This is a genomic window from Algoriphagus sp. 10J20-15 (assembly GCF_055809615.1).
Genome location: NZ_JBVVUG010000014.1, coordinates 24,018 through 48,293, shown reverse-complemented (window position 1 = coordinate 48,293; position 24,276 = coordinate 24,018). Strand labels below are relative to the sequence as shown.

Below are 24,276 nucleotides of genomic sequence, written 5' to 3'. Positions count from 1 at the left end.
TTAGAGTTTATAAAATAACAAGAACGAAATATTACTATAATTACTTTAAATGTAATTATTGATATCTAAAATTTATTCTTAGCCTTTGAAATTTCAGCAATTGCTAACGCCATCCAAGCCTGCCAACGTACGTAGTTGATTTTTGATTTGTACACACGATTCTGGAAAAAATAAAAATAGCCATCTTTAGAATCATAATAATTCGATACAGCCCAATTAAGAATTGTTTCAGCTCTATCAATTTGCCCTATTTTTGAAAATAGAATTATGGCATTGGCAATATCTCTTATTTCGGTATCTATAAGCTTACTTCTAATATCCTTTGGGTAATGTATTGTGTGGAAATGAAGTGGTCTTGGGCCAATAAAACAATTTGTATTATAATCAGCCAATGCTGATTCAAACATTAAATTTGAATTATCGGTACTCACTACTTCATGCATATGATAGATGGATTCCAACATAAAGACAGTATGAAAATTATCAACATATGGGTTTTTGACAGAGTAACCCCAAGAACCATCAGGATTTTGTACTGATACCAAATAATTTAAAATTTTTGACAATTTAGTTTTAAGATCTTCACTAGGAAAGATCTCATAATATAAAGCATAAAATCTGCCCACTTTGGCAGTTGCATTATAAACCTCATCCTTCTGATTTGGAAGATAGGAATACCATAAAGTATGATCATCCTCAAATTTAAGCCATTTAGAACTGAGTAATTCCTCAAATGATATTATACAATCCAGTAATTTTTTATTGCCTGTAACTCTGTATGCTCTCAAAAAAAGCAAACATAGTGAACAGTGAGATTATAAGAGAGGTCTTACCTGGACCAGACTGGTATCGGGAAAGAGCCATCTCAAAAGCAAAGCCTACAGAGTACTCTTCGAATTCATTACTACGATTTTCTATAAGCCAGTTAATTAAATAATCAATTTCAGTTGAATATTTTATTGGATCGTAAATACATAAGGCCTGCAAAAAAAGGGCGTTAGATTTAGAATTGTAAGAATCTCCAATACCAAGTGCCTTACGAAAATTAATGGGGGAAATTTTATTCAAAAATGAGAGCTTGGATATCAGTTGAGAGGGCAAGTTAACCTTTGAGCTAGCAAAATCGTAAGGATCTATACCTCTAAAATCTTTAACACTAAAATTAGCTACAATTCTATCTATTATTTTATCCATACATATGTTTTTTAAGCCGGTCTACTACCACAGTAGGAGAATAAAGAGACTTTCCACGTTTAAAATTTTGATTACTAATTGAATTCAACAATTCAATATTATTTAAAGAATCAATTATGACATAAGATATACTTGAAGGAGAAAGATCATTTAATAGAAACCCCATCTCCTGTTCCTTAAAAAAATACTTTAAACCTCCTACAGGTGGTACAATCACGATACATCCCGCAGTAATAGCTTCTAAGACACTAATAGGTAAGCCTTCCCCATGAGAAGTTGGCAAAACATAATAGTCCGCCCATGCGAAATTCTCATACTTTAAAGTACCATCAACTCTCCCAATATAGGAAATATCAAGCTTACTATTTGAAGAAATCCAATCAATAACCTCGGTTTCAGCTGATCCAGAACCAGCTATTCTAAGTTGCAAATTAGGAATATTATTGCTAAGGATTTTAAAAGCCTCAAGAAGCCGAAAGATCCCTTTATCTTCTTCTAGCCTAGCTAAGTATAACAACTTAATAGAACCACCATTGAAAAGTGATTTATTAATATTAAAAAAATCAATAAACTCTGAGTTAACTACTGTTACTTCAACTTCAATTTTACCTTCATCAATTCCAATAGAAACTAAATCATTTTTAAAATCCTCTGAAAGAACAAAAATTTTGTTTGCATATCTGAAAGAACTACTTGATATCTTATTTTTAAAATCAATAAAGAACTTTCGAATCCCATCCGTGAATAAATAAATAAAAATCTACTTTAAGTAATTTACAAATAGTACAATAAACTTTATCTCGAAGATAAGCTTTTTTATTCAAAGAAGTATTAATAAAAACTTTAGAGTTAGAATTAGTTAAAACACCTTTAAAAAACAATAAATAATCATTGACCAAACTAAACAATTTCTTGAGAATACTTCTACCTTCTCCACCTCTATAATAGTAAATTTCCTCTAAGTCCCATTTTCCTATAAGAGATTTAACATAAGATGAAACACCACCAGATAATTGCAAATGAGGGCTTAAAATAATTAATTTCTTACTTTTCATTATAAGTATCAATGATTTGATTAAATAAAGATTTATCTGATAAATAATAATCATTAAGAAATGTCAGGGTATCATCATCAAGCTTTTTAGAATTCCCTTTATTATAAATTTCAAATTTATCTGGTAATACTACAGGTACATTTAAAAAATTATAAACTCTAGTTAATTCCGATTCGGGAGAATTAAGTAAATCTTCACTTTGAAGAATACAGACATTCTCTTTTTGAAAATATTTGAAAACATTTGATAACTGATGTCCATACAATCCTCTACTTAAATAACTAAATGTCTGAAAATTATAACTATTAAAACTTTCATCTTGATGCATTTTTAAAAGATCATAATCGATCCTAGAAGATTCTTTCGCGATAGCATCCTTAAAAGACAAAGATTCTTTACCTTTCCGGAATTCCATCTTATAATGAGAATAAGCCCTTTCAATAGGGTCTCTAAATACTATAATAATTTTTACATTTGGCAATAAAGCTTTAATTCTTTTTAAAGCATGAGGATGGAAGATATAATAAGGAGAAGCTTCTCCAGAAATTGTATTGCCACTCAAAACCTTAAGTGGAAAATAACTTTTATACCAATTAATTCCCTTATTGAAATTATTATCAAAATAATGTACTTCTTTTAAGGAAGACATTGAAATATTAGGATGCAAATTCAAATAATGGAACAAGGAAGTTGTCCCTCCTTTTTGCAATACCAATAATTATAAATTCAGGTAATTTGCGAAGTCTAGAAGTAAGTAGACGTGGCAAGTGTAAAATAAGCTTAATAAATTTCTTAATCATTTGTAATAGAATTAGATTTTAAAAACCCACAAAATGCACCCAATAAAGTAAATGAAAAAGTCTTGTATGTAATTGCCCAGACATTTCCAGACAAACCAACAAAAAGGACTAAAATAAATATAACAAAAAATTGAGTATAATAGTCTGAATCTATATAATTTTTAAAAGACCTAGCATAGTTGAAAATTCTCTTAAAAAAATATAAATATAATAATAACCCAACAACTCCAGAGGAAAAGAAAATATAGGTATAATCAACATGTATCGGTCTGTCTCTGAAAAAACCATAATTACCAATTGTATTAAATGCTTCTCTACCGAACAAATAATTAGTAAGAACACTACCTTTTTCATTAAATGTATTAAGAACAAGAAATAGTTCAAGATATCTACCTTCTTGCTCATAACTGTAAGAAGAATCTGTTAAGTAATCCCTCTCATTAAGTCTTTCTTCAAATTGTTCTTCAATCAAAGGAAATGACACTAGAATTAGAAGTGAAATCGCTCAATAGAAATCCAAGCAAGTTAGTAATCTTACCCTTGATTAGTTGAAAAAGGATTGGTAAAGAAAAAACAATTACAACTACCGTTCTCCTAATGGTAATTAATAGGATAACCAAGCAAACAATTCCTACTAAAGCCCAAAAATACTTATTTTTCAATATACCCTTATTAATAAAAAATGGAATTAGCCCCACAAGAAATGCTGGAGCATAAAGTTTAGCATCACCTAAAGCAACCTTAAATACATCAGAATCTTCATTCGAATATGATATATCTCCTATCCCAAATTTATTAGCTAGGAAAACAAAAATCACATATAAAATTAAAATTAAATAATTAGACCGAATAAAGAGAACAAACTTAGGCTTTGAATCAATTAAAGAGCATGCTATTGGGAAAAACAGAATAGCAGATGCAACTTTGATATATTCGAGAATAGAGTAAATAATATCCGAGGAAAACAAGATCAAAAAAGCCCAATAGAACAAATTAATATAAAGAATAAAAAAGTAATTATTCAATTTCCTAGAATAAAGAATAAAGTAGAGAAATATAAAAAGAGTATTGATTACTATTCTAACAAGTGAAACAATCGATAACGAACCTTCAAAATAATACAAAAAGTCAATTATAAAATTAAACGGAATAATTATTAAAAAAATGTTAAATAAAAAGTTTTTATATGAAATCAAATAAGACATAAAATCAATTCTTAAAAAAAGATTTAAAATAAACTACCTTAGAATTAATAAGCTCTGGGCTTTTAACAGAGTTAATGATAAAGTTTGTAATTGAAGTATACATATACTTAAATCCCAAAACTACAACAGGAAAAGCTATTTGAGAAATTTTAACTTCGATATATTCATACTTAAAAAATTCAATATGAGCTTTGCTAAAATAAGAAATTATATTTATTTCATTCTTGCTAAGTTCATTTTTCCAAACAAAGCCTCTATCATTTATAGCAGAAGAATTTACATTTTTGTGAAGATGTTTTTGAAGATCCCCTATCTCTTTAGAATATGATTTGTTTAATGCTTTTGAATTAGAACATTCAAGAAAAGACAAACAGCACTCCAAATACTTAGATTGATCTTGTAGTAAATCTTCGTATCTAATATGTAGGATTTTATTTTCATGCAAATTCTCAAAGGAAATCGCTTTACTAATTTTATAATTATACTTAAGTGAAGTTTTAAAAGGATTATCACTAAAAACTTTGCCTTGCAAATTTATAGATTTTGATTTTGAATTATGAACACCTCTTGGATCACGCACTGATATGGATAAATTTGCAATTAGGGAAGTACTCAACCATTTTATCCATATGGTCAAATAGTGGATGCTTAATAATAATCCATTTAGCAGGAAATTCAGCCGAAAGCATACCTATAATTCCATTTATTAAAGACTGATATGTTAATACTTGCTGTGATCTTAAATTTTCAATTTCTAGTTCCAAAGAAAGTTTATCAATATTAAGCTCCTGAAAATGTGGCTCTTTAAACAAGAAATTAACTATGTCGCTATTAGATATTTTATTAAAATCCAAATGCGAATCTAAAATTCTAGAAATAAAAGCACTTTCTGGAGAAACTATTAAATCATCATATTCATGAAGTTTTTTAGATAAGAATGTAGATCCAGACCTTGGAATCATAAATTAGAAACCCTATATTCATCATTAAAATTTAAAGTTATACATTAGTTGAATCCTTCTAAAGATTAAATGATTCCAAACTATTGCGGTAAATATATTAGAAATAACAACAGAGTAAATTCCAATTAAAGGAATAAATAAAATAGACAATAAAATTGAAAAAGAAACTATAATAAAAGTAATCTTCAAATAATAATCTCTAAGGTCACTTAGTTGTGCAAACAACCCAACTGGTCCATAATGGATATTAACAATATTCGAAAGTATTAAAATTACACCCAATATTATATTTGGAAAATCAATTTGGTATTCATATAGATATAAATATAGTGGCAACACACAAAGTGCAATTACACCAAATAAATAGCCAATATATTTTGTGACTTTTATTTTGGACTTCAACGTATCAGTCAATTTTTTAGAAGATATACTTACAAGAATATTTTTGGCAATATCTGCATTCAAGGCTACCAAAGGGAGCTTTATAAGTTGCCCTAACTTCTGAAGAATGGAATACAGTCCGACAACAGATTTATTAAAATATGCTCCTACAACAAATACTTCAATCCATACCTTCAAGATTTGAATACTGCTACTTAAAGAAAGAGATATACCATGCTTATATTGATTCCAAAAGGACGTCTTCTCACCACTAAAATTAGCGCCATATTTGTACAACTGAAAAATAAAATAAAATATCACCAAAACCATTACGATAAATGAGCTTATATTGATTAAATATATAACATCATAAGATGGATAAGTACAGATCAATATCATCATGATAATGGACCTACTCATATCCTTAAAAAGAATATAAATATTTCCATTAGATTTGGAACGTATTACTTCAAAAAAAAAGGAACTAATCGTGTAAGTTAAAATCGAATATACTAATTCTTCCCTAAATAAATCAAACAAGCTATTTATAGATAAAAATATTATACAAGCTATAAAGACATTAATCAGAACAGAAACTATTAATACAACTACAGAGCTTAAATTAAACTTAACTCCGACAGAATTCATTTTTAAACCTAACATCCCAAAGCCAGTACCTAAAGCAGTGGATAAAAGGAGCAAATATCCGTGTAACAAAATATACTGTCCATAATTTTCAGATCCTAACTCAAAAATAAATACTTTTATAAATGCAAAGGTTAATAAAACACTTGTTATTTTAATTAAAATAGAAAAAAGCTGACTTTTAATCACTCCAAATTCAACTTCCTTAAATATATTTTTCATTTACTTTTTACAATAAACCAAGGATTAAGCAAGTCTTTTTTGTTATATTCTAAACTGGAATTTTCTGGCCATTTCATCACTACCCCATTCATAGCTTGAATAACTCCATGCGCAGCTGCGGTATCCCACTCCATAGTAGGGGCAAAACGTGGATAGATTTGTGCTTTACCTTCCGCTACAAGTAAAAATTTTAAAGATGATCCCATAGAGATTACTTCCACACCTGGGTACTTATCAATAAACTCCTGAGTCTCGGGGCTTAAATGTGATCTACTTGCAACTATAGTCTTAACTTCAGATGACTCGTGCTTCTTTAATTGAAAAGCCTCATTATGGCCTTCTTCCTTCCAGGCCCCTTGTTCACTATTACCCCAATACAACCATTGCAAAACGGGCGCATATACTACCCCTAAAACTGGCTCACCACTGTGAATTAAAGCAATATTCACCGTAAACTCTCCATTTTTCTTTATGAATTCCTTGGTACCATCTAAAGGATCAACCATCCAGAAATACTCCCAGTTTTTACGCTCCACATAGGGAATATCTCTTCCCTCTTCTGATAAAATAGGTAAGCCAGTTTTCTCCAAAAAACCAACAATAACCTGATGCGCAGCTTGATCCGCAAGAGTCAAAGGAGAATTATCTCCTTTCATCTCTACTCCAAAATCAGCAGAGTTATAAATTTCAAGGATGGCTTTTCCAGCTTCTAAAGAAGCTTTTTTTGCCAGAGCAGTTAGCTCTTTTATATTGATTTCAGTATTCACTTAGTATTATTTAAACTTTCCATACCTCCCTACTACAGAGAAATTAGGAAAGATAGTTTATGATTTTTGATGAGAAATAGACTTAATACTTAAGTCTAACATCTTGCTACTTATATTATCATTCCAGCCCCAACCGTTTCATTGGTATTTGGGTCGATTAGTATTACAGATCCTGTCATTCTGTTTTTGCGATAGGAATCAAAAAATATAGGCTGCGCAGTACGTATGGATACTCGGGCAATCTCATTCATGCCTATTTCTTCAATATTCTCAATCCTGTGCAAGGTATTCACATCAACCTTATATTGAATATCTTTTACCATAGCCTGACATTCTTTGGTGGTATGCTTGACGATTAGTTTTGATCTATTTTGAAGTGATTTCTGATTCATCCAGCAAACCATTACTTCTAAATCCTGCTCAACAGCTGGTTGGTTATTTGGTCTAACAATCATATCGCCCCTACTGATATCTATTTCATCTTCTAATGTCATAGTCACAGACATAGGAGCATAAGCTTCAGCAATAGACTCTCCATTAAGCTCAATGGATTTGATTTTGCTAGTAAACCCAGATGGCAAAACTTTTACCTCATCACCTGCTTTGAAGATACCCCCATCAATTCTTCCTGCATATCCTCTAAAATCCTGAAATTCTAAAGTATGAGGACGAATAACCATCTGAACAGGGAACCTGCAATCAATATGATTGAAATCGGAAGCTATATGTACATGCTCAAGATGATACAATAATGTTGAGCCTTCATACCAATCCATTTTTTCAGATCGATCAACTACATTATCTCCTTTAAGTGCAGAAATAGGCACAAATTGAACATCCTTTATGTCTAGCTTACTTGAGAATGCCTCATAATCAGCCACGATTTTATTGTACACTTCCTCTGAATAATCCACTAAATCCATTTTATTCACACAAACTACTACGTGTGGGATTTTCAATAGGGAAGCAATAAATGAATGTCTATAAGTCTGCTCCAATAAGCCTTTTCTTGCATCTACAAGGATTATTGCAAGATTTGCTGTAGAAGCTCCAGTCACCATATTTCTAGTGTACTGAGTATGCCCTGAAGTATCGGCAATGATGAATTTCCGCTTTGGAGTCGCAAAATATCTATAAGCTACATCTATGGTGATCCCTTGTTCTCTTTCAGATTTTAGACCATCGGTCAATAAGGACAAATCAACATAGTCAAAGCCTTTCTTTTCAGAGGAAGTTTTTACTGCCTCAATTTGATCTTCAAATATTGACTTTGAATCGTACAATAATCTTCCTATTAAAGTACTTTTTCCATCATCTACAGAACCTGCAGTGGTAAATCTTAGTAATTGATTGTTTTCTTGTATGGACATTTTAATTTGTTGAATGTGAAAGGTTAAAAAGTTAAAGGTTGAATTAATTCTTTATAGAAATCTGAATACTTGGTACTTTGTACACTGTACTTGGTACAATAGATCAAAAATACCCCGCCTTCTTTCTATCTTCCATGGCCGTTTCGCCTCTTTTATCATCAGCTCTGGTACCACGCTCAGTAGTTCGGGTAGCTGCAACTTCCTCAATAATAAGATCTAGCGTATTTGCTTCTGAAAGTACTGCTCCTGTAATAGGCATGTCACCACAAGTTCTATAGCGAACTATTAATTTCTGGATTACTTCACCTGGCTTTAAAGGTAGGTAATCTGACTTTGCCAAAATCACCTCATCTCTAACTACACATTCTCTTTCATGAGAAAAATACAAAGACGGCAAATCTATATTTTCTGCCTTCATATACTGCCAAACATCCATTTCAGTCCAGTTTGAGATAGGAAAGATTCGGAAGTGCTCTCCATGATGTTTTCTACCATTGAATAGATTCCAAAGTTCAGGTCTTTGGTTTTTAGGATCCCACTGACCGAATTCATCTCGGTGTGAGAAAAATCTTTCCTTTGCTCTGGCCTTTTCTTCATCTCTTCTGGCACCACCCATAGCTGCATCTATCTTTAGAGATTCCAAAGTATCTAAGAGTGTTACAGTCTGTAATGCATTTCTACTTGCATTCACTCCTGTTTCTTCTCTAACCCTTCCTTTATCAATACTTTCCTGGACTGATCCAACTACAAGTTGCACTCCTAGTGCCTCCACTAATGCATCCCTAAACTCCAGTGTTTCAGGGAAATTATGACCTGTATCAATATGGATCAAAGGAAAAGGAATCTTTGCCGGGTAAAAGGCCTTTTTAGCCAAATGAGCAAGGAGAATGCTATCTTTTCCACCGGAAAATAAAAGTGCAGGTTTCTCAAATTGCGAAACCACTTCCCGAATGATAAAAATGGCCTCAGCCTCTAGTTCTTTTAAATGTGATAAATAATATTGTCCCATAATTTCGTTTTCGGGGTTATAAAATTAATGGCAAATGTTAGCCGAAATTGTTTTAATTACTTTTTTAACTGAGTCAGCAAGTTCTTCCTTATCAGAGTGAATATGAACAGCAGGATTTATAGGATGCTCATAAGGAGAATCAATACCTGTAAAATTCTTAATAATTCCCTTCCTAGCTTTGGCATATAGACCTTTTACATCTCTTTTTTCGCAAACTTCTAATGGACAATCCACAAATACCTCAAGGAAATTTTCATTACCTACTAATTCTGCTATCATCTCCCTTTCCTCTCGAAAGGGTGAAATAAAGGCAGATACAACCAACAAGCCAGCATCCATCATCAATTTTGAGACTTCTGCGATTCGGCGGATATTTTCAACCCTGTCTTTGTCGGAAAAAGCCAAATCTTTGTTTAACCCAGTTCTAATATTATCCCCATCAAGCAAATAGGTCATAAACCCATCTTCAAAAAGCTGTGACTCAACAGCATTTGCTAGGGTTGATTTTCCTGAACCTGAAAGCCCAGTGAACCAGATTAACTTAGGAGTTTGGTTTAAACGTTTTTTCCGCTGAATTCCAGATACTTTAAATACTGTGGGATGTATATGATTTTCCATCTTATAAATAATAGTAGTTAATAAATACTAAGGTGGTAATAGAATATAAAATTGTTAAGGGGAAACCGATTCTAGTATAATCCTTAAATCTGTAATTCCCTGGTCCCATTACCATTAAATTGGTTTGATAGCCTATTGGAGTCATAAAATCAGCTGAGGCAGCAAAAGCAATCACTACAAAGAATGGGGTTAAAGGAAGTCCTGATTGCATGCCCATTTCATAGGCAATCGGAAACATAATAGATACTGCAGCAGCATTAGTTATCAAAGAAGTAAGCGCTAATGTAAGAATAAATAGAACTGAAATTGAAATTATAGGTGAAGTTCCTATAAGAATACTATTTATATATTCTACTACATAATTAGCCGTACCTGAGGTCTGAATTGCTACTCCAACGGCTAAAGCAGAAATTAGAATTACCAATAAATCCAAATCTACCGCGCTTTTAATGTTTTTCACTGAAAGTACTTTCATAATTACCATTATTATGATTCCAATAAATGCAGCGAGGAAAAGATCAATAATTCCAAATACTCCCAATAGCAATATTAATCCAGATAGAAAACTAGGGAGCGTACTTCTAAAGGTGACTTGTTCTGAAATTTCACCAGTTTTTGAGAGTAGTAGAATATCCCTATTTGATAAATTGACATCAATATCTTTAGATCCCAGCAATAATAATAAATCCCCGGCTTTGAACTGAATCTGCCCCAAATTCCCGGTAACCTTCTCTCCTTTTCTATAAACAGACAATATTGAGGCTTTAAACTTATCTCGAAAGCCTGATGTTTTGATTGATTGCCCTATTAAATCACTACCGGAAGGGATAACTGCTTCGGATAGGGCACTAAACCCATTGGAATATATATGGCTTTCTTCAGGAAGTTCTAGGCCGTTCTTCTCATTGATCAAATTCAATATTGCTTTTGTATTTCCTGCAAAAAACAGAATATCCTCAGCATGAATAATTCTATCAGATGAAACTGCTGAAATACTTCTTTCTCCTCTTTTTATTTCAACCAAAAATAATTCTTTCAAATGTCTTAATCCTGCTTCTTCAATGGTTTTACCTATAAGAGGGGATGTACTATTAACCCTTGTTTCAACTAAGTACTCATTTAGATGCCCGATCATTTCCTCTTTACTCCCCTTATGACTAGGAAGTAAGGCTTCTGAGAATAGGGATAAATAGAGAAGTCCTACCACCGCTACAATTAGACCGAGAAAAAGAAAATCCTGATATTCCAAGCTTTCCAGACCTGACTGCACAATCAAGCCATTTAAAACCAGATTTGTGGAAGTACCGATCAGTGTAATCATCCCTCCTAAAATTGTTGCGAAAGAAAGTGGTATCAGAAATTTAGAAGTAGAAACCCCATTCGAATCTGCCCAATCTTTAACAAAAGGGATCATAAAGGCCACAACTGGAGTGTTATTTAAAACACTAGAAAGTCCTGAAACTAGGACCATCATTCGAATTCTAAATTGATGAGCACTGAGTTTTTGACTGAACAGTCGATAAAAGAAGTCTTTTCCAAGATTTTTCTGGATTCCTGCAGTCAAAATAATAAGTAAAAAAATTATTATGATTTGCTTATTCGCCAAGCCTTCTAGGAAATGTTCAATTTGGATAATACCTGCAACTATTAGTATAAAAACTGAAGCTAAGAATGCAAGTGATGCTCTAATCCAATTTTTGTATAAAACTACTACAAGTAAAACTATAACTGCAGAAGTAAAAAATATCTCAAATGACATAAATGTTATTCAGCCTGTCTAAATACCTCGTGACCTCCTACAACAAAATGTAAATCATTTTGCATTAATTTAATATCAGAGCGCATCATATCTTCTACCAAGCCTGCCAAATCATATTCAGGCCTCCAGCCTAATTGGGTTTTAGATTTTGTGGGATCACCGATGAGTACATCGACTTCGGTAGGGCGGAAGTAGGTCGGATCCACTTTTATCAAAGTATCACCAACGTTAAATGTTAATTTGTTAAAAGTTAAATCGGACCCTGGACTTTTAACATTTAATTCTGAACCATTAACAGTCAACTTTTGTCCAGTAGAATAAAAATATTTCTGTTCATCAATAGCGTCAAGTATCCCTACCTCGTTAACTCCTTCTCCTTCCCAGCGGATTTTGAAACCTACATGTTCGAAAGACATTTGAACAAAGTCACGAACCTTTGTAGTTACTCCGGTGGCAATCACAAAATCTTCCGGCTTCTCTTGCTGAAGTATCAACCACATAGCTTTTACATAATCTTTAGCATGCCCCCAGTCACGAAGAGCATCCAAATTACCTAGGTACAAGCAATCCTGTAAACCTATGGCGATTGCAGCCGTAGCCATAGTGATTTTTCTAGTGACAAATGTCTCTCCTCTTCTAGGCGACTCATGATTGAAAAGGATTCCATTGCATGCAAACATACCATAAGCTTCTCGGTAATTTTTTGTGATCCAGAACCCATAAATTTTAGCTACACCATAAGGTGAGCGAGGGTAAAAAGGAGAATTCTCATCATAGAATCCTGCTGAATTTTTATTATCTGGCATTCCTCCATATAATTCCGAGGTAGAAGCCTGATAAATTCTGGTTTTCTTTTCCAAACCAAGTATACGCACTGCTTCCAGAATTCTAAGTGCGCCTATACCATCTACATTGGCTACATATTCAGGGGAATCAAAAGACACCTTTACATGAGACATGGCTCCCAGGTTATAAATCTCATCTGGCTGCACTTCCTGAATGATTCGGATGATATTCATTGAATCCGTCAAGTCGCCGTAATGAAGCTTAAAATTAATTTCCTGCTCGTGCTGGTCTTGATAAAGGTGGTCTATTCTTTGGGTATTAAAGGAGGATGCTCTACGTTTAATACCATGGACCACATAACCCTGCTGCACTAAGAGTTCGGCTAAGTAAGACCCATCCTGTCCGGTGACACCAGTTATTAATGCAGTTTTCATGAATTTATTTTTATCAAAATGATCATTGAAAGACTCAGAGATCACTGAGGAGATTCTTTTTTCTTCGTTAAATTATTAAGCAATACAAAATTTAAGAGCATTTGCTTTTACAAATGTCTTTTAAGCACTTTTTTTCTAAGAAAGTTTCTGAGCAAGACATATTGATGGGGAGCCAGGAGTTTTAAATAAGTATCAACTGCACTTTTTATTCCAATAATATTCCCTTCATGATAGGATTTAAAATAAATAAATTCTCTCATATTTAATCCCTTGATACTATGGGCAATTTTCCAGCGATCTGCCAGTTTTATTTTGGGATCTGCCCAGTTCCTTCCTTGATTGTATTCACATTCGGCTATAAACTCCTTGGACAAAAAACAAGAAAACCCAGCTTTTTGGGCTCTTAAGCCATAATCGAAGTCCCCTAAATTCTGTGTAAATGCGCTGGAAAGAGTCCCTATTTGATCTACAATAATCTTAGGTATCAATACAAAATTCCCGTTGATAAACTTAAGTTTTTGCAAGTTACCATTAGGTTTTACAGGACTGGGATCTCCATGACCCCCATAGGAATATTCATTTGTACCTGGTTTGGCACAAGCAGCTGAAATAATGGCTTTATGATTTAATTCTTGAGAATATGTAAACATTTTTATAAATGCATCAGGCAATAAGAAGGTGTCATCATTTAGCCAAAAGAAGAAATCAAACTCATCAGTTTCTCTTGCTTTTTCCCAGGCTAAGTTCATTCCCCCATTCCAGTATAAATTCCCTGTTCCTGAAATAACTTTTACTTCTGGAAAATTAGCTTTAATAATCTCAGCTGTACCATCAGTTGATCCGTCATCACATACAAATACCTGCATCTCAGTATCCAAAGGAAGATTTTGTGTAAATAGATTTTCAAGACATTTTCTGGTCTTTTCTTTTCTATTATGACAGGTGATTAAAACGGCGAGTTTCAAGAAGAGTTGAAATGTTAAGGGTTAAGAGTTAATTGTTACGCGTTAATTGTTAAATGAAGTCAGAATAACTTTTAACTATAATTTCACTTGCTTAAACGTCTCTTGACTCTCAGGAACCACTCGTAGGTTCTCTTGATTCCTTCCTCCAATCCTACCTTGGCTTTCCAGCCAGCATCAGTAATTTTAGATACATCCATTAGCTTCCTAGGTGTTCCATCAGGTTTGCTTGAATCCCAGATGATTTCTCCAGTATGGCCTACCGTTTTTTGTATTAATTCTGCTAATTCTTTAATCGTCAGATCTACTCCAGTCCCTACGTTGTACAAATTCTCGCTGGAACTTGTTTTCTAAAGCAAAAACTACCGCATCGGCCAAATCTTCTACAAATAAGAATTCACGCATCGGTGTTCCACTTCCCCATAACGTAACTGGCAAATCCCCACTTAAATTGCTTTTTCTATTCATGCCAACTGTCACCTGATCACAGCCAACTGGCAACTGTTTAGCCTCATGGAACTTTCTAATCATTGCTGGAAGTACATGGGATGTAGTTAAATCAAAATTATCATGCGTTCCATAAAGGTTGGTAGGCATTAGGGAAATATAATCCTTACCAAATTGCTTTCTAATTGCCTCACAAGCCTTTACTCCTGTAATTTTTGCAATTGCATACCACTCATTTGTAGGCTCCAATGGGCCAGAAAGTAAATATTCCTCCTTAAGTGGCTGTTGAGCCATCTTAGGATATATACAGGAAGACCCTAAGAATATAAATTTCTGTACATCCGCTTTCAGAGAATAATCAATCAGATTATTCTGAATCTGCATATTCTCCATTAGAAACTGATAGGGGTAATTATTATTTGCCAATATCCCTCCTACCCTTGCTGCTGCATCAATTACTACTTCAGGCTTTTCAATATCAAAAAAATCCGCGACTGCAGTCTGACTTCTAAGGTCTAGTTCGGCAGAAGTTTTACCAATCAAATTGCTGAATCCTTTTGCCTCCAACGCTCTCCAAATAGCCGAACCGACCATTCCTCTATGTCCAGCGATGTATATTTTTGTGTTTTTGTTCACTTTCCTTTGTTTTGATTATTTAAAAAAACCTAAGATGAGAGGTCAAAGGTGAAAGGTTAAAAGGTTTTAGCGATTGCATTTATTAAGCCTTTTAACATTGAAGCAATCTCTACTCCCAGATTTTCTAGTTTGATTAATACCTCTTTAGCAATCCAATTCCTTTTTTCAAATAAGGTGAGAATAGAAACAGTCTCATATAATGAACCACGCGCTATGTAAAGAAACCTTATGTATTCTTTTTTTGAGTCTCTTCCTTTCCCTTCAGCAATATTTGAAGAGATAGAAACTGAACTAGCTTCAATTTGCTCTATTAATCTATAATGCTTTTGTGATGAATTTAAATTTTCAATAATATCTAAAATTGAGTCAGCAAACTCAATGGACTTTTGCCAAACTTTCAACTCCTTAAAAGCAAAATCATTACTCATTATTTAAGAACTTTTTCCTTTGAGCTTTCACCTTTCACACTAAGTCCGGATTCTCCCTCTCCAATCTCTCAAACACCTTCTTCACATCCTGTGCATTATCCTTCTTGAGAACTAAAATAGCATCTGCTGTTTGAATCAACATGGTATTTTTCATGCCCAGAAACTCCGTGTGAAGCTTCGTTCCTATTACCATATTGCCTTTGGAGTCAACAGTATGTCCCTGCTTTTTGAAGTGATCATAAATAGATTCAAAAGAACCCATATCTGACCAAGCAAATTCTGAGGGAACAACTTTGATTTTTTTAGTATTTTCCATCACAGCATAATCCACTGAAATGGAAGGGATCTTCATGGATAGTTCAAAATCTAGTTTACCTTCCGTCGCTCCATCAAATGCTATTTTTGAAGAAGTATAGACTTCAGGTTCAAAGGCTTTCAATTCCTCTAGGTATACTCCTGCCTGAAAACAGAACATTCCTGAATTCCAATAGAAGTTTCCACTTTTCAAAAATCCCTCAGCTGTTTCCAAATTCGGTTTTTCACGAAATCCCTTTACCTCTTCTCCTTCTGCCTCTATATAGCCAAAACCAGTTTCAGGTTTGGTTGGCTTCAATCCAAAGGTGACTATAAAACCATCTTTGGCCAGTTGAATAGCTCTATCTACTGCCAGCTGGTAGTTATTTCCAGACTCTATCAGATGATCAGAAGGTGTAACAAACAGAATATCCTCTGGCTGAGCTGCAAAGGCTGCAAAAGCAATAGCTGCTGCTGTATTCCTAGGACAGGCCTCGATAATCTCTACATAAGTAGATAACCCAGCGGAAGTGAGGTCTTTTCTTGACAATTCGAAATTATCACAATTACCTACCACCATTACCTCATCACAAAAATGGGAATTTCTGCTTATGGTCTTTTGAAAAAGCGTATTCCCTTCAAAAATTGGCAAATATTGCTTGGGTTGGGATTTGCGGGAGAGAGGCCATAGTCTGGAGCCAACTCCGCCGGAAAGGATGACGTTAAATGTTTTCAAGATTTGTCGGTTATCAGTTGTCGGTTGTCGGTTGTCAGTTGTCAGTTGTCAGTTATCAGTTATTTAGCTACCGATTCCGTAAGATTCAAAACCAAGGGATTTCAGATACTTTTTGTCGTAGATATTTCGGCCATCGAATATCACTTTGTTCTTCAATAGTCTACCTACTACATCCCAACTTGGAATTCTGAATTCTGACCATTCAGTAACCAAAAGAAGTGCATCAGCATCCACCAAAGCTTCATATGCATCTTTGCAATAAGTCACCTTGTCAAAGATATAATGTTCTTTGGCTTCTTCCATAGCCACTGGGTCGTATGCCTTCACCGTTGCTCCGGCTGCTCTCAATTCATCGATGATCACTCCGGCGGGAGCTTCTCGCATGTCGTCCGTATTTGGCTTGAAGCTTAGTCCCCACATCGCAAAGGTCATTCCTGATAAATCCTCTCCGAAGTGAGCTTTTACTTTTTTGGATAGCACATATTTCTGATCGTCATTGACATCTTCTACAGCCTGTAGCACTCTTAGGTCGTAGCCGTACTGCTTGGCCGTTTTGATGATTGCTTTCACATCCTTCGGAAAACAAGACCCACCATATCCTACTCCTGGGTAGATGAACTTATTGCCGATTCTTGGGTCAGATCCAATACCTTTTCTAACCATGTTTGCGTCAGCACCTACCAATTCACATAAATTTGCTACGTCATTCATAAAAGAAATTTTGGTAGCCAGCATGGCGTTGGCGGCATACTTGGTCATTTCTGCAGAAGGGATATCCATGTAGATGATTCTCTCCCCACTCAGCTGGAATGGCTTGTATAAACGCTTCATAATCTCTTCAGCTCTTTCGTCATCCACTCCAATTACAATTCTATCCGGCTTAAGAAAGTCTTCCACTGCAGCTCCTTCTTTCAGGAATTCAGGATTGGAAGCTACCGCAAATGGTAAATCAGAACCTCTTTTATCCAAAGCTCCTTTAATTGCTCCACGAACTTTCTCTCCTGTAGTCACCGGAACGGTACTTTTCGTAGCTACAACTATGTAATCAGTCATTTTTGAACCGATCTCATCAGCTACGGCCAATACGTATTTCAAATCCGCAGATCCATCCTCTCCCGGAGGTGTACCCACAGCTATAAAAGCTACCGATGCTCCTTGGATGGCTTCGCCCAAATCCGTGCTGAATTTAAGTCTTCCGCTTTTGAAATTTCTAACAACAACCTCTTCCAAACCTGGCTCATAGATCGGCATGATGCCTTTCTTAAGGTTGTCTATTTTTTTCTGATCGATGTCTACGCAGGTCACTTCGATACCTACATCTGCAAAACATGCTCCTGATACCAAGCCTACATAGCCTGTACCTACAACTGCAATTTTCATAATTGATTCATATATTAATTTGAATATTTAAAAAAGACAAATATTACATATCGGACACAGCTTCGCCCCTTCAGTCCCAAATTGTAATATGAAGGAAGTTAATATTCTTCAAATGAAACAGGCATCAATCTGTTTCTCAGAATATTATATCCTAACTTATACGATTACAATAGACTTAGCTATTACTTGCTGCTTGGTGAAAAACTGAAACGGATTTAAACCAGGTTTCTTGGATATTAAGACATAAAAAGTGCCTATGAGTTGTTTATGAGGCTTGTTTACCCGTTTCATGCTGTAAAGATAAGAAAGTGAGTAATTTTTGTACTCACTTTTTACCCTTAATTTCGATATTAATTTTAATTATTTATGTTTGATATTTCCTATAACCTACTCCTAGCCAATTAGGGATTTTTAGTTGAGAAAATGAACTTACGAATCTTTCTATCAACACAGTAAGGACTAGTATTTTCCAATTTTTTATGCTATTTAAACTTATTTCATAATGCATAGGAAGTATTTGCATGGAAAAACTGGCTGTCACTATTCTTTAATTTTATCACAATAAAATTCAATGATTACTACTTTTAATAAGGTAAGATTTAAACTTTTCATAATTGTCAGCGAAATACGGTCATCTCACCTAAATGTTGCTTGAACTAAGATGTCTAGCACAATCATTTCATAGAGATGTATTCAACCTTAATGAATGTGTTTATGGTCAATAGTAGGCTTATTTGTAGATATCACCCTATGTAACACATCTTCCATGCAATCAGGATCGACTATATACCATAACTGAGAATTCACCATTCCCTCGATAAGAACCCATTTTTCTGAATCACCAACAACTTTGATAAGACGTTGATTTGGCCGATTTATCGTTTCGAATTGCCTAAGAAATTTCAACGAGAGAGTATCAAAAGATTTGCCAAAATCATGGGTGCACTGATATACAGCCATCATTTTGTCCGAAGCATAGAAAATATACTTACTACAACAAGGATCTTCTCCATGTTTGCCTGCCTTCACTATTTTATATTTCTGCCTATCTACCTGAAACGAAGCTATTACAAAAACTGATAAATCCTGATCAATATCAAGTTCATGCAAAGCAAAATCCAGAAAATCCTCTTCCAATCTTAATTTGGAACAGGCTAAGGATTGAGACAGGAAATAAAGTTCCTTAAGCATAGCAATTGGGTCAAAAGGAACAGTTTTACAGTAAAATTTAAACTTCACATCTATACCTGATACTCTAAGGGATTGGAAATGATAACCCGCTATAAGCCTACTCAGATGGTTCAATATGTTCATAGTAAAATTGTAGCCAAACAATGGTATTATTTTTTTTGCAAAACAGGTTCCTTCATCGTCTTATTTAGGGTATTACACCGGGCTTATGTGCTTTTTATTATAATGGATGAAATTAATGATATTAGGAGAAAGGACATACTTAGTAGAGCCTAATCTATTTCGTTTTTGTAGAGAATTGTAAATAAAATGAAAAATGGAGTAATGTAATTAGATTGAAAAGGAGGAAGTAATTTATTTTCTCTGTAAGGCATATAGTAACCAAGGTAGCATTATTTCTACATGATAATTACATGAGTTGTTTCAGTAGCTTATCCTATATCAATATCCACATTTATGCGGATAGTCAGTCTTTATGAAAACCCCTGTCAGAAAACAATAGCCTAATATTCTATTCTAGAAACGCTTTTTCTAGAATCGACCCAACAACTTGGTTGTGGGAAAAGTATAAAGTAAGAAATTCCCATCACAAAGATCAGGGAATTAATAGAGTATATAGAACGACGAATGAGCAACTAGTGAATATGTTAGTAAATAATGTCCATAATCGCCTGCCAGCTATGTATTATCCAGATCTTAATTGTATCACCATTTTCGATAAGGCAAGTCTGCCCCATATGATTCTGCAGCAGAACTCTCTCTTGAGAACGCGGAAGCCGAAGCTCAGAAAGATAAGCCAAATGCTGAACACACCGTTCGTAAGGAAGTGTTTCATTGCTAAACCTGAAATGCTCGAAAAGTAAACTTCCATCTCTTAAATAGTTAACCTGCTCGAAAGGAGTGAATATGGTATGCCCAGTAAACAACTGGGAATTATATACAATCTCCCTTTGGGAAAAAGTGGCAATACACTGGATTTTGGCATTTGAAGTAAAGAAATGATGCTTAAACCTGGGCATGACGTCGAGGGGAAATGGCTGTAAAAGACGTTCTTTCATTTTCAGAGAATAAAAGGAAGTAATAAAATCTTCGACTACCAAGAAAGGATTAAATCTACATACTTTCCCAGCATGAATAAATTCAACATCTATACCTTCGAATTCTGCTATAGTAGCAAAAGGTTGTACTAACACATAATTTCTCATATCTAAATATTATTAATACAAACCCAATAAGCGAGTAAAAGCATTTAATTGTAAATAAATTGCTATATAAATAATTAATATTTGACTTTGTTAATATTTAAACAAGTCATAAAGAACAAATTAATTGCTAAGCTCAATAATAAGCGTAGATCCCATATGATTGAGTTAAAATAAAAATTTCTAAATCGAGAAAGAATGCAGCATGCACAAAAATTTTTAGCGATGGTCACTCCAGTAAAAATATACACAAACCCATTTCCTAACTATATGAATATACTATAAAATTAATTTAGTGGGGAAAATCTAACAAATCCATGTTTGACTAGTGTAAGTAAGAGTAGCTCATATTTTAAGGGCTTAACCATAAAATCCTTTATATAGAAAGATTTTAGTGCTCTATTTCTATCCTCAACATTGAAAGAACTAGTCCTGATGATAACATCATAAGAAGACTTTATCTCATCGTTTAATTTATCAAATTCTTCCAGAAACTCCCAGCCATCCATGATAGGCATATGGAGATCCAATAAAATGAGTCGTTGGATATCAATAAACGGATCCAATGGGTGAGATTTGAGAAAGTCCAAACCCTCTTTTCCATTTTTAAAGCAGCGGATTGGTTCATGGAACTTCATTCTTCTTAACGCATTAATTTCCAGCAGCCTAATAGTGTCATCATCGTCAATGATAAGAATTTCGGACATTTTAAACTCCATATTAAATATATTCAAAAGACAAACAGTATAACAAAGGGAAAAACAACAACAATGCAAACACAAAACATGTTAATAACATGCAATAAAAACACCTAACTAAATCTATAACAAGTAATGCTATTATCTAAATATGACCAGTTAAATCTATTCCAAATAATACAACCAAACTTTTAGATGAGGGGCAACTTCTCCAAATTCTTTAATTTCTGTCAGAGCCTGGTCAAGTTTAACAAACCTATCAAGGGCTACCAAAAAATTTTGTTGTTTGGAAGAAGGTGGAAGTACATATACTTCCTTGGTAAAATCATCTCTAAGGTAATTGGCCCATGCATAGGCAGCTTCCAAATTTGGAAAACTTCCAGTCACCAAATAATAAAAATGGCCACCATTAATATCTTTATTACAAATTTCAGGATCTGCCCAGGTAACAAATGCCGTGGTGAGCGATTCAAAGGATTTATAAGTGAAGCCCATTCAGGTATTGGCTTCTCAGTTTTTAGTAAAGTTACCTTAGAGCCGGTGTGTATTACTTTCTGCATTCCAATATCAAAATCCGGATATTCGTATGGTTTATATTGAAATTCTCCTATAAAAAACACAACTTCTGTTCTACTATTTTCAATGTATTGCCTTTCCGTACAAATAGGCTCACAGGGCATTAAAGGATAAGAATCTCCATACGAAACGGAATAGATTCTATCAGGATCTATTCCCATTCGGATCAAATAGGTAATAATTAGTTTAGCCCTTTTCTCAGACACTCGCTTATTATAGTAGTGTCCACGTTTAGAATCTGTGTGAATTTTTAAATCAACCCGAACCTCTGGATTTTGATGGAGAATCTCAATTAGATTGTCAAGTGAGCGGTAATCCGATTCAGTAAGAGTTCTCATATATTCAATAGCCCAGGTCCTAGTCAAAACTAACGTCACGTTAAGAGGCAAGGGTCGTAGGCGAATATCTAAATCTGCCTTATCCCTAATAGGAATAAAACACTTCGGAATGCACATATATCCAGATGCTGCTTTTGAACCATTACCTACGAAATCATAAAAAGTGTATGGCATATCCATTGTACCTACCGAATCTGTTCTGTGATTAGCCCCCCCCCCAGTGTCGAATAATTTTGTACCAACTGCTGTACTCCAAATGGGTTTACCTTCATACCTAAAATTTGATTGCATGATTTTGGAATTTCTTTCCTTCAATGGGGAAATGGAAAATGTAGTATCTGTTAAATTCTCATTGTATAAAGGAATATTACAAGTATTAACCTGCTTATCATGTTTATTATAGATGGGACCGTTTATTAAATTAGATCGCCAAGGAGGTAAGATTTCTGATTTTTTAAGTGAAATCACTTTTCCTGATCTTTTTTCAAATAATAGTGGCTTTACAAAAAGTAAGTTAAAATTCATAATTACTATAAAATTAAAGAAGAAAAAGAAGTACTTCATAGAATGGTCGAAAAAGCAAATCCAGAAAATTTAATTACCTGAACAGCGAGCTGGTTATCGATCAGTAAAACCCAGAGCCTCAATGCGAGGTCTTGATTTCAACAAAATACACCAGCTCAACGATCAATTACCCATAACTTTAAGTTAGATCCTGCATATCAATCACTAAACATCATTAAAAGCTTTGATTTTTAATTAAATCGTACAGCAATTACGCCATTCAAATGAAAAACGAAACTAAATGATAGGATATAGTATATAATATGCGAAATATTGTAAACTAAAAGAATCCAAGTAATAAAAAGTCTGATAAAAAATGCACCTATCAAACAAAGACTCAAGCCTACAAAGAGCGGCAGTATTACAAAATGATTACTAAATCCAACCATATATAAGGTTGGATAAAAGAGGTAGTGTATTAGTCTAGGTTAAAGTAATCTAACGCCCCCTGTAACTTACCATAAGCAATCTATTCAAATTATTAACTAATAAACATATATGCAAAAAAAAATCAAACATACAACCATAAAACAATAATTCGTATATTTTTGTAAATAAAAAGAACCATGATATAAATCTTATTTAGTTGATAAATATGCGGTTAAAAATGAAAGTAAATAATTTATGATGTTAAATTTAACAAATTGTTATAGTAATTGCATTTTTATTAATTTCTCATGTAAATACCTGCCCATTTTTAAATTTTTCATGATACCTTCGAATGAGGATTAAAAAGTAGATTTAATGAAAAAGATTCTAATTGTAGAAAATGAGGATGAATTAGCAGAAAACATCCAAGATCTTCTTAGTCATTTGGGATATGAAACCGTCCATATATTAAAAAGTGCCACTGAAGTAATAGATTTCCTTAAATATAATAAGCCCGATTTAATATTAATGGATATTCTATTGGAAGGTAGCATGGATGGAATAGATTTGACTGAGCAAATAAGGAAGTCAATGGATATTCCGACTGTATTTATCACGGCGTATTCAGATTTGAATTTTCTAGAAAGGGTTGCCAATGTTCCCAATGAAGGATATATTTTAAAACCATTTTCTAAGGAAAGGTTGAGGTCAAATCTTTACTTAGCATTCAAATCATTTGAAAACAAATCTTCTTACCCCAAAAAGCGCACCTTACAAATTCGGGACAGGGGACACATCATTTCCTTATTGGAAGATGAGATTACATTCCTTAAGGCAGATGGTCTATATACGAAAATTTATACAATAGAAAAGCAGTTTACTATTCGGGACATAATGAAAGATGTGATGAACCATTTATCTAAGAAGCGTTTTATACGGGTTCACAAATCCTATATTATCAATTTATCCTACGCCAATTCAATAAACTCTAAAGAATTAATCGTAGAAAATACAGCCATCCCACTTAGAAGAGGTATATATAAAGAACTAAAAGCTAAGATTATTGATTTTAAAGAGAACTCTAATTAAATTTATTAAGTAAGTTTCAAAATATTTACATGGTCTCTCGTTATCTAACAAGATATAAAGAAGAACTCTTAAAGCGACCCATAGACGGACAGTTTTTTTTTGCTCTATTTTATTCTTAAATGATCTTCTAATCTAAAAGTGAAAGTGACTCTAAAATTA

Annotated in this window: 25 protein-coding genes and 1 pseudogene; 1 reads left to right on the top strand and 25 read right to left on the bottom strand. The window is 33.7% G+C overall.

Features of this window, described 5'->3' with window-relative positions; all coding sequences use genetic code 11:
* Nucleotides 1-65: 65 nt before the first annotated feature.
* From AC0L6R_RS07170 to AC0L6R_RS07050, 25 genes and pseudogenes are all read right to left on the bottom strand, one after another.
* A complete protein-coding gene (locus AC0L6R_RS07170) occupies nt 66-788 on the bottom strand; it encodes a hypothetical protein (protein WP_473270583.1) in 723 nt (240 codons plus the stop codon).
* Nucleotides 760-1,194 (bottom strand): hypothetical protein, encoded by a 435-nt coding sequence (locus AC0L6R_RS07165; protein ID WP_473270582.1) that lies wholly within the window; start codon nt 1,192-1,194, stop codon nt 760-762. Before AC0L6R_RS07165 ends, AC0L6R_RS07170 begins: the two co-directional genes overlap by 29 nt.
* Nucleotides 1,187-1,747 (bottom strand): glycosyltransferase family 4 protein, encoded by a 561-nt coding sequence (locus tag AC0L6R_RS07160; RefSeq protein WP_473270608.1) that lies wholly within the window; start codon nt 1,745-1,747, stop codon nt 1,187-1,189. Before AC0L6R_RS07160 ends, AC0L6R_RS07165 begins: the two co-directional genes overlap by 8 nt.
* A 160-nt stretch (nt 1,748-1,907) precedes the next feature.
* On the bottom strand, nt 1,908-2,249 hold the full coding sequence (locus tag AC0L6R_RS07155) for a hypothetical protein (protein WP_473270581.1): 342 nt from the start codon (nt 2,247-2,249) through the stop codon (nt 1,908-1,910).
* Nucleotides 2,239-2,958, bottom strand: coding sequence for a sulfotransferase family protein (locus AC0L6R_RS07150; RefSeq protein ID WP_473270580.1), 720 nt, complete (start codon nt 2,956-2,958; stop codon nt 2,239-2,241). The genes AC0L6R_RS07155 and AC0L6R_RS07150 overlap by 11 nt, the downstream gene beginning before the upstream one ends.
* Nucleotides 2,959-3,041: 83 nt before the next feature.
* Entirely contained in the window at nt 3,042-3,521 is a 480-nt protein-coding gene (locus AC0L6R_RS07145; protein WP_473270579.1) for a hypothetical protein, read from the bottom strand.
* Entirely contained in the window at nt 3,514-4,017 is a 504-nt protein-coding gene (locus AC0L6R_RS07140) for a hypothetical protein (protein WP_473270578.1), read from the bottom strand. Before AC0L6R_RS07140 ends, AC0L6R_RS07145 begins: the two co-directional genes overlap by 8 nt.
* 241 nt (nt 4,018-4,258) lie before the next feature.
* On the bottom strand, nt 4,259-4,834 hold the full coding sequence (locus tag AC0L6R_RS07135) for a hypothetical protein (RefSeq protein ID WP_473270577.1): 576 nt from the start codon (nt 4,832-4,834) through the stop codon (nt 4,259-4,261).
* Entirely contained in the window at nt 4,827-5,216 is a 390-nt protein-coding gene (locus AC0L6R_RS07130; protein ID WP_473270576.1) for a sulfotransferase, read from the bottom strand. The genes AC0L6R_RS07135 and AC0L6R_RS07130 overlap by 8 nt, the downstream gene beginning before the upstream one ends.
* A gap of 24 nt (nt 5,217-5,240) precedes the next feature.
* A complete protein-coding gene (locus AC0L6R_RS07125; RefSeq protein ID WP_473270575.1) occupies nt 5,241-6,464 on the bottom strand; it encodes a polysaccharide biosynthesis protein in 1,224 nt (407 codons plus the stop codon).
* Nucleotides 6,461-7,231 (bottom strand): 3'(2'),5'-bisphosphate nucleotidase CysQ, encoded by a 771-nt coding sequence (gene cysQ, locus AC0L6R_RS07120; protein WP_473270574.1) that lies wholly within the window; start codon nt 7,229-7,231, stop codon nt 6,461-6,463. Before cysQ ends, AC0L6R_RS07125 begins: the two co-directional genes overlap by 4 nt.
* 110 nt (nt 7,232-7,341) lie before the next feature.
* Nucleotides 7,342-8,601 (bottom strand): sulfate adenylyltransferase subunit CysN, encoded by a 1,260-nt coding sequence (cysN, locus tag AC0L6R_RS07115; RefSeq protein WP_473270573.1) that lies wholly within the window; start codon nt 8,599-8,601, stop codon nt 7,342-7,344.
* Between the two features lie 103 nt (nt 8,602-8,704).
* Nucleotides 8,705-9,610, bottom strand: a complete 906-nt coding sequence (cysD, locus tag AC0L6R_RS07110) for a sulfate adenylyltransferase subunit CysD (protein WP_473270572.1) — start codon at nt 9,608-9,610, stop codon at nt 8,705-8,707.
* Between the two features lie 24 nt (nt 9,611-9,634).
* Nucleotides 9,635-10,228 (bottom strand): adenylyl-sulfate kinase, encoded by a 594-nt coding sequence (gene cysC, locus AC0L6R_RS07105; RefSeq protein ID WP_473270571.1) that lies wholly within the window; start codon nt 10,226-10,228, stop codon nt 9,635-9,637.
* Nucleotide 10,229: 1 nt separating this feature from the next.
* Complete coding sequence (locus AC0L6R_RS07100) at nt 10,230-11,987, bottom strand: SLC13 family permease (protein WP_473270570.1); 1,758 nt, start codon at nt 11,985-11,987, stop codon at nt 10,230-10,232.
* A 5-nt stretch (nt 11,988-11,992) separates the two neighbouring features.
* The gene (gene gmd, locus AC0L6R_RS07095; RefSeq protein WP_473270569.1) at nt 11,993-13,207 is read right to left on the bottom strand and encodes a GDP-mannose 4,6-dehydratase; all 1,215 of its coding nucleotides are present in this window, start codon (nt 13,205-13,207) and stop codon (nt 11,993-11,995) included.
* A gap of 107 nt (nt 13,208-13,314) precedes the next feature.
* Nucleotides 13,315-14,172 (bottom strand): glycosyltransferase family 2 protein, encoded by an 858-nt coding sequence (locus tag AC0L6R_RS07090; RefSeq protein ID WP_473270568.1) that lies wholly within the window; start codon nt 14,170-14,172, stop codon nt 13,315-13,317.
* A 75-nt stretch (nt 14,173-14,247) separates the two neighbouring features.
* Nucleotides 14,248-15,210 (bottom strand): annotated as a pseudogene (locus tag AC0L6R_RS07085) (GDP-L-fucose synthase family protein).
* 98 nt (nt 15,211-15,308) lie between these two features.
* Entirely contained in the window at nt 15,309-15,680 is a 372-nt protein-coding gene (locus tag AC0L6R_RS07080) for a four helix bundle protein (RefSeq protein ID WP_473270567.1), read from the bottom strand.
* A 34-nt stretch (nt 15,681-15,714) separates the two neighbouring features.
* Nucleotides 15,715-16,710: a mannose-1-phosphate guanylyltransferase gene (locus tag AC0L6R_RS07075; protein WP_473270566.1), complete on the bottom strand. Its 996-nt coding sequence runs from the start codon at nt 16,708-16,710 to the stop codon at nt 15,715-15,717.
* Nucleotides 16,711-16,773: 63 nt separating this feature from the next.
* A complete protein-coding gene (locus AC0L6R_RS07070; protein WP_473270565.1) occupies nt 16,774-18,090 on the bottom strand; it encodes a UDP-glucose dehydrogenase family protein in 1,317 nt (438 codons plus the stop codon).
* 699 nt (nt 18,091-18,789) lie between these two features.
* Nucleotides 18,790-19,404, bottom strand: a complete 615-nt coding sequence (locus AC0L6R_RS07065) for a hypothetical protein (RefSeq protein WP_473270564.1) — start codon at nt 19,402-19,404, stop codon at nt 18,790-18,792.
* A gap of 524 nt (nt 19,405-19,928) precedes the next feature.
* A complete protein-coding gene (locus tag AC0L6R_RS07060; RefSeq protein ID WP_473270562.1) occupies nt 19,929-20,474 on the bottom strand; it encodes a hypothetical protein in 546 nt (181 codons plus the stop codon).
* Between the two features lie 296 nt (nt 20,475-20,770).
* A complete protein-coding gene (locus tag AC0L6R_RS07055) occupies nt 20,771-21,190 on the bottom strand; it encodes a response regulator (RefSeq protein ID WP_473270561.1) in 420 nt (139 codons plus the stop codon).
* Nucleotides 21,191-21,564: 374 nt separating this feature from the next.
* On the bottom strand, nt 21,565-22,620 hold the full coding sequence (locus tag AC0L6R_RS07050) for an OmpA family protein (RefSeq protein WP_473270560.1): 1,056 nt from the start codon (nt 22,618-22,620) through the stop codon (nt 21,565-21,567).
* Nucleotides 22,621-23,403: 783 nt separating this feature from the next.
* Here AC0L6R_RS07050 and AC0L6R_RS07045 point away from each other — a divergent pair.
* Nucleotides 23,404-24,117 (top strand): LytR/AlgR family response regulator transcription factor, encoded by a 714-nt coding sequence (locus AC0L6R_RS07045; RefSeq protein WP_473270559.1) that lies wholly within the window; start codon nt 23,404-23,406, stop codon nt 24,115-24,117.
* Nucleotides 24,118-24,276 lie beyond the last annotated feature (159 nt).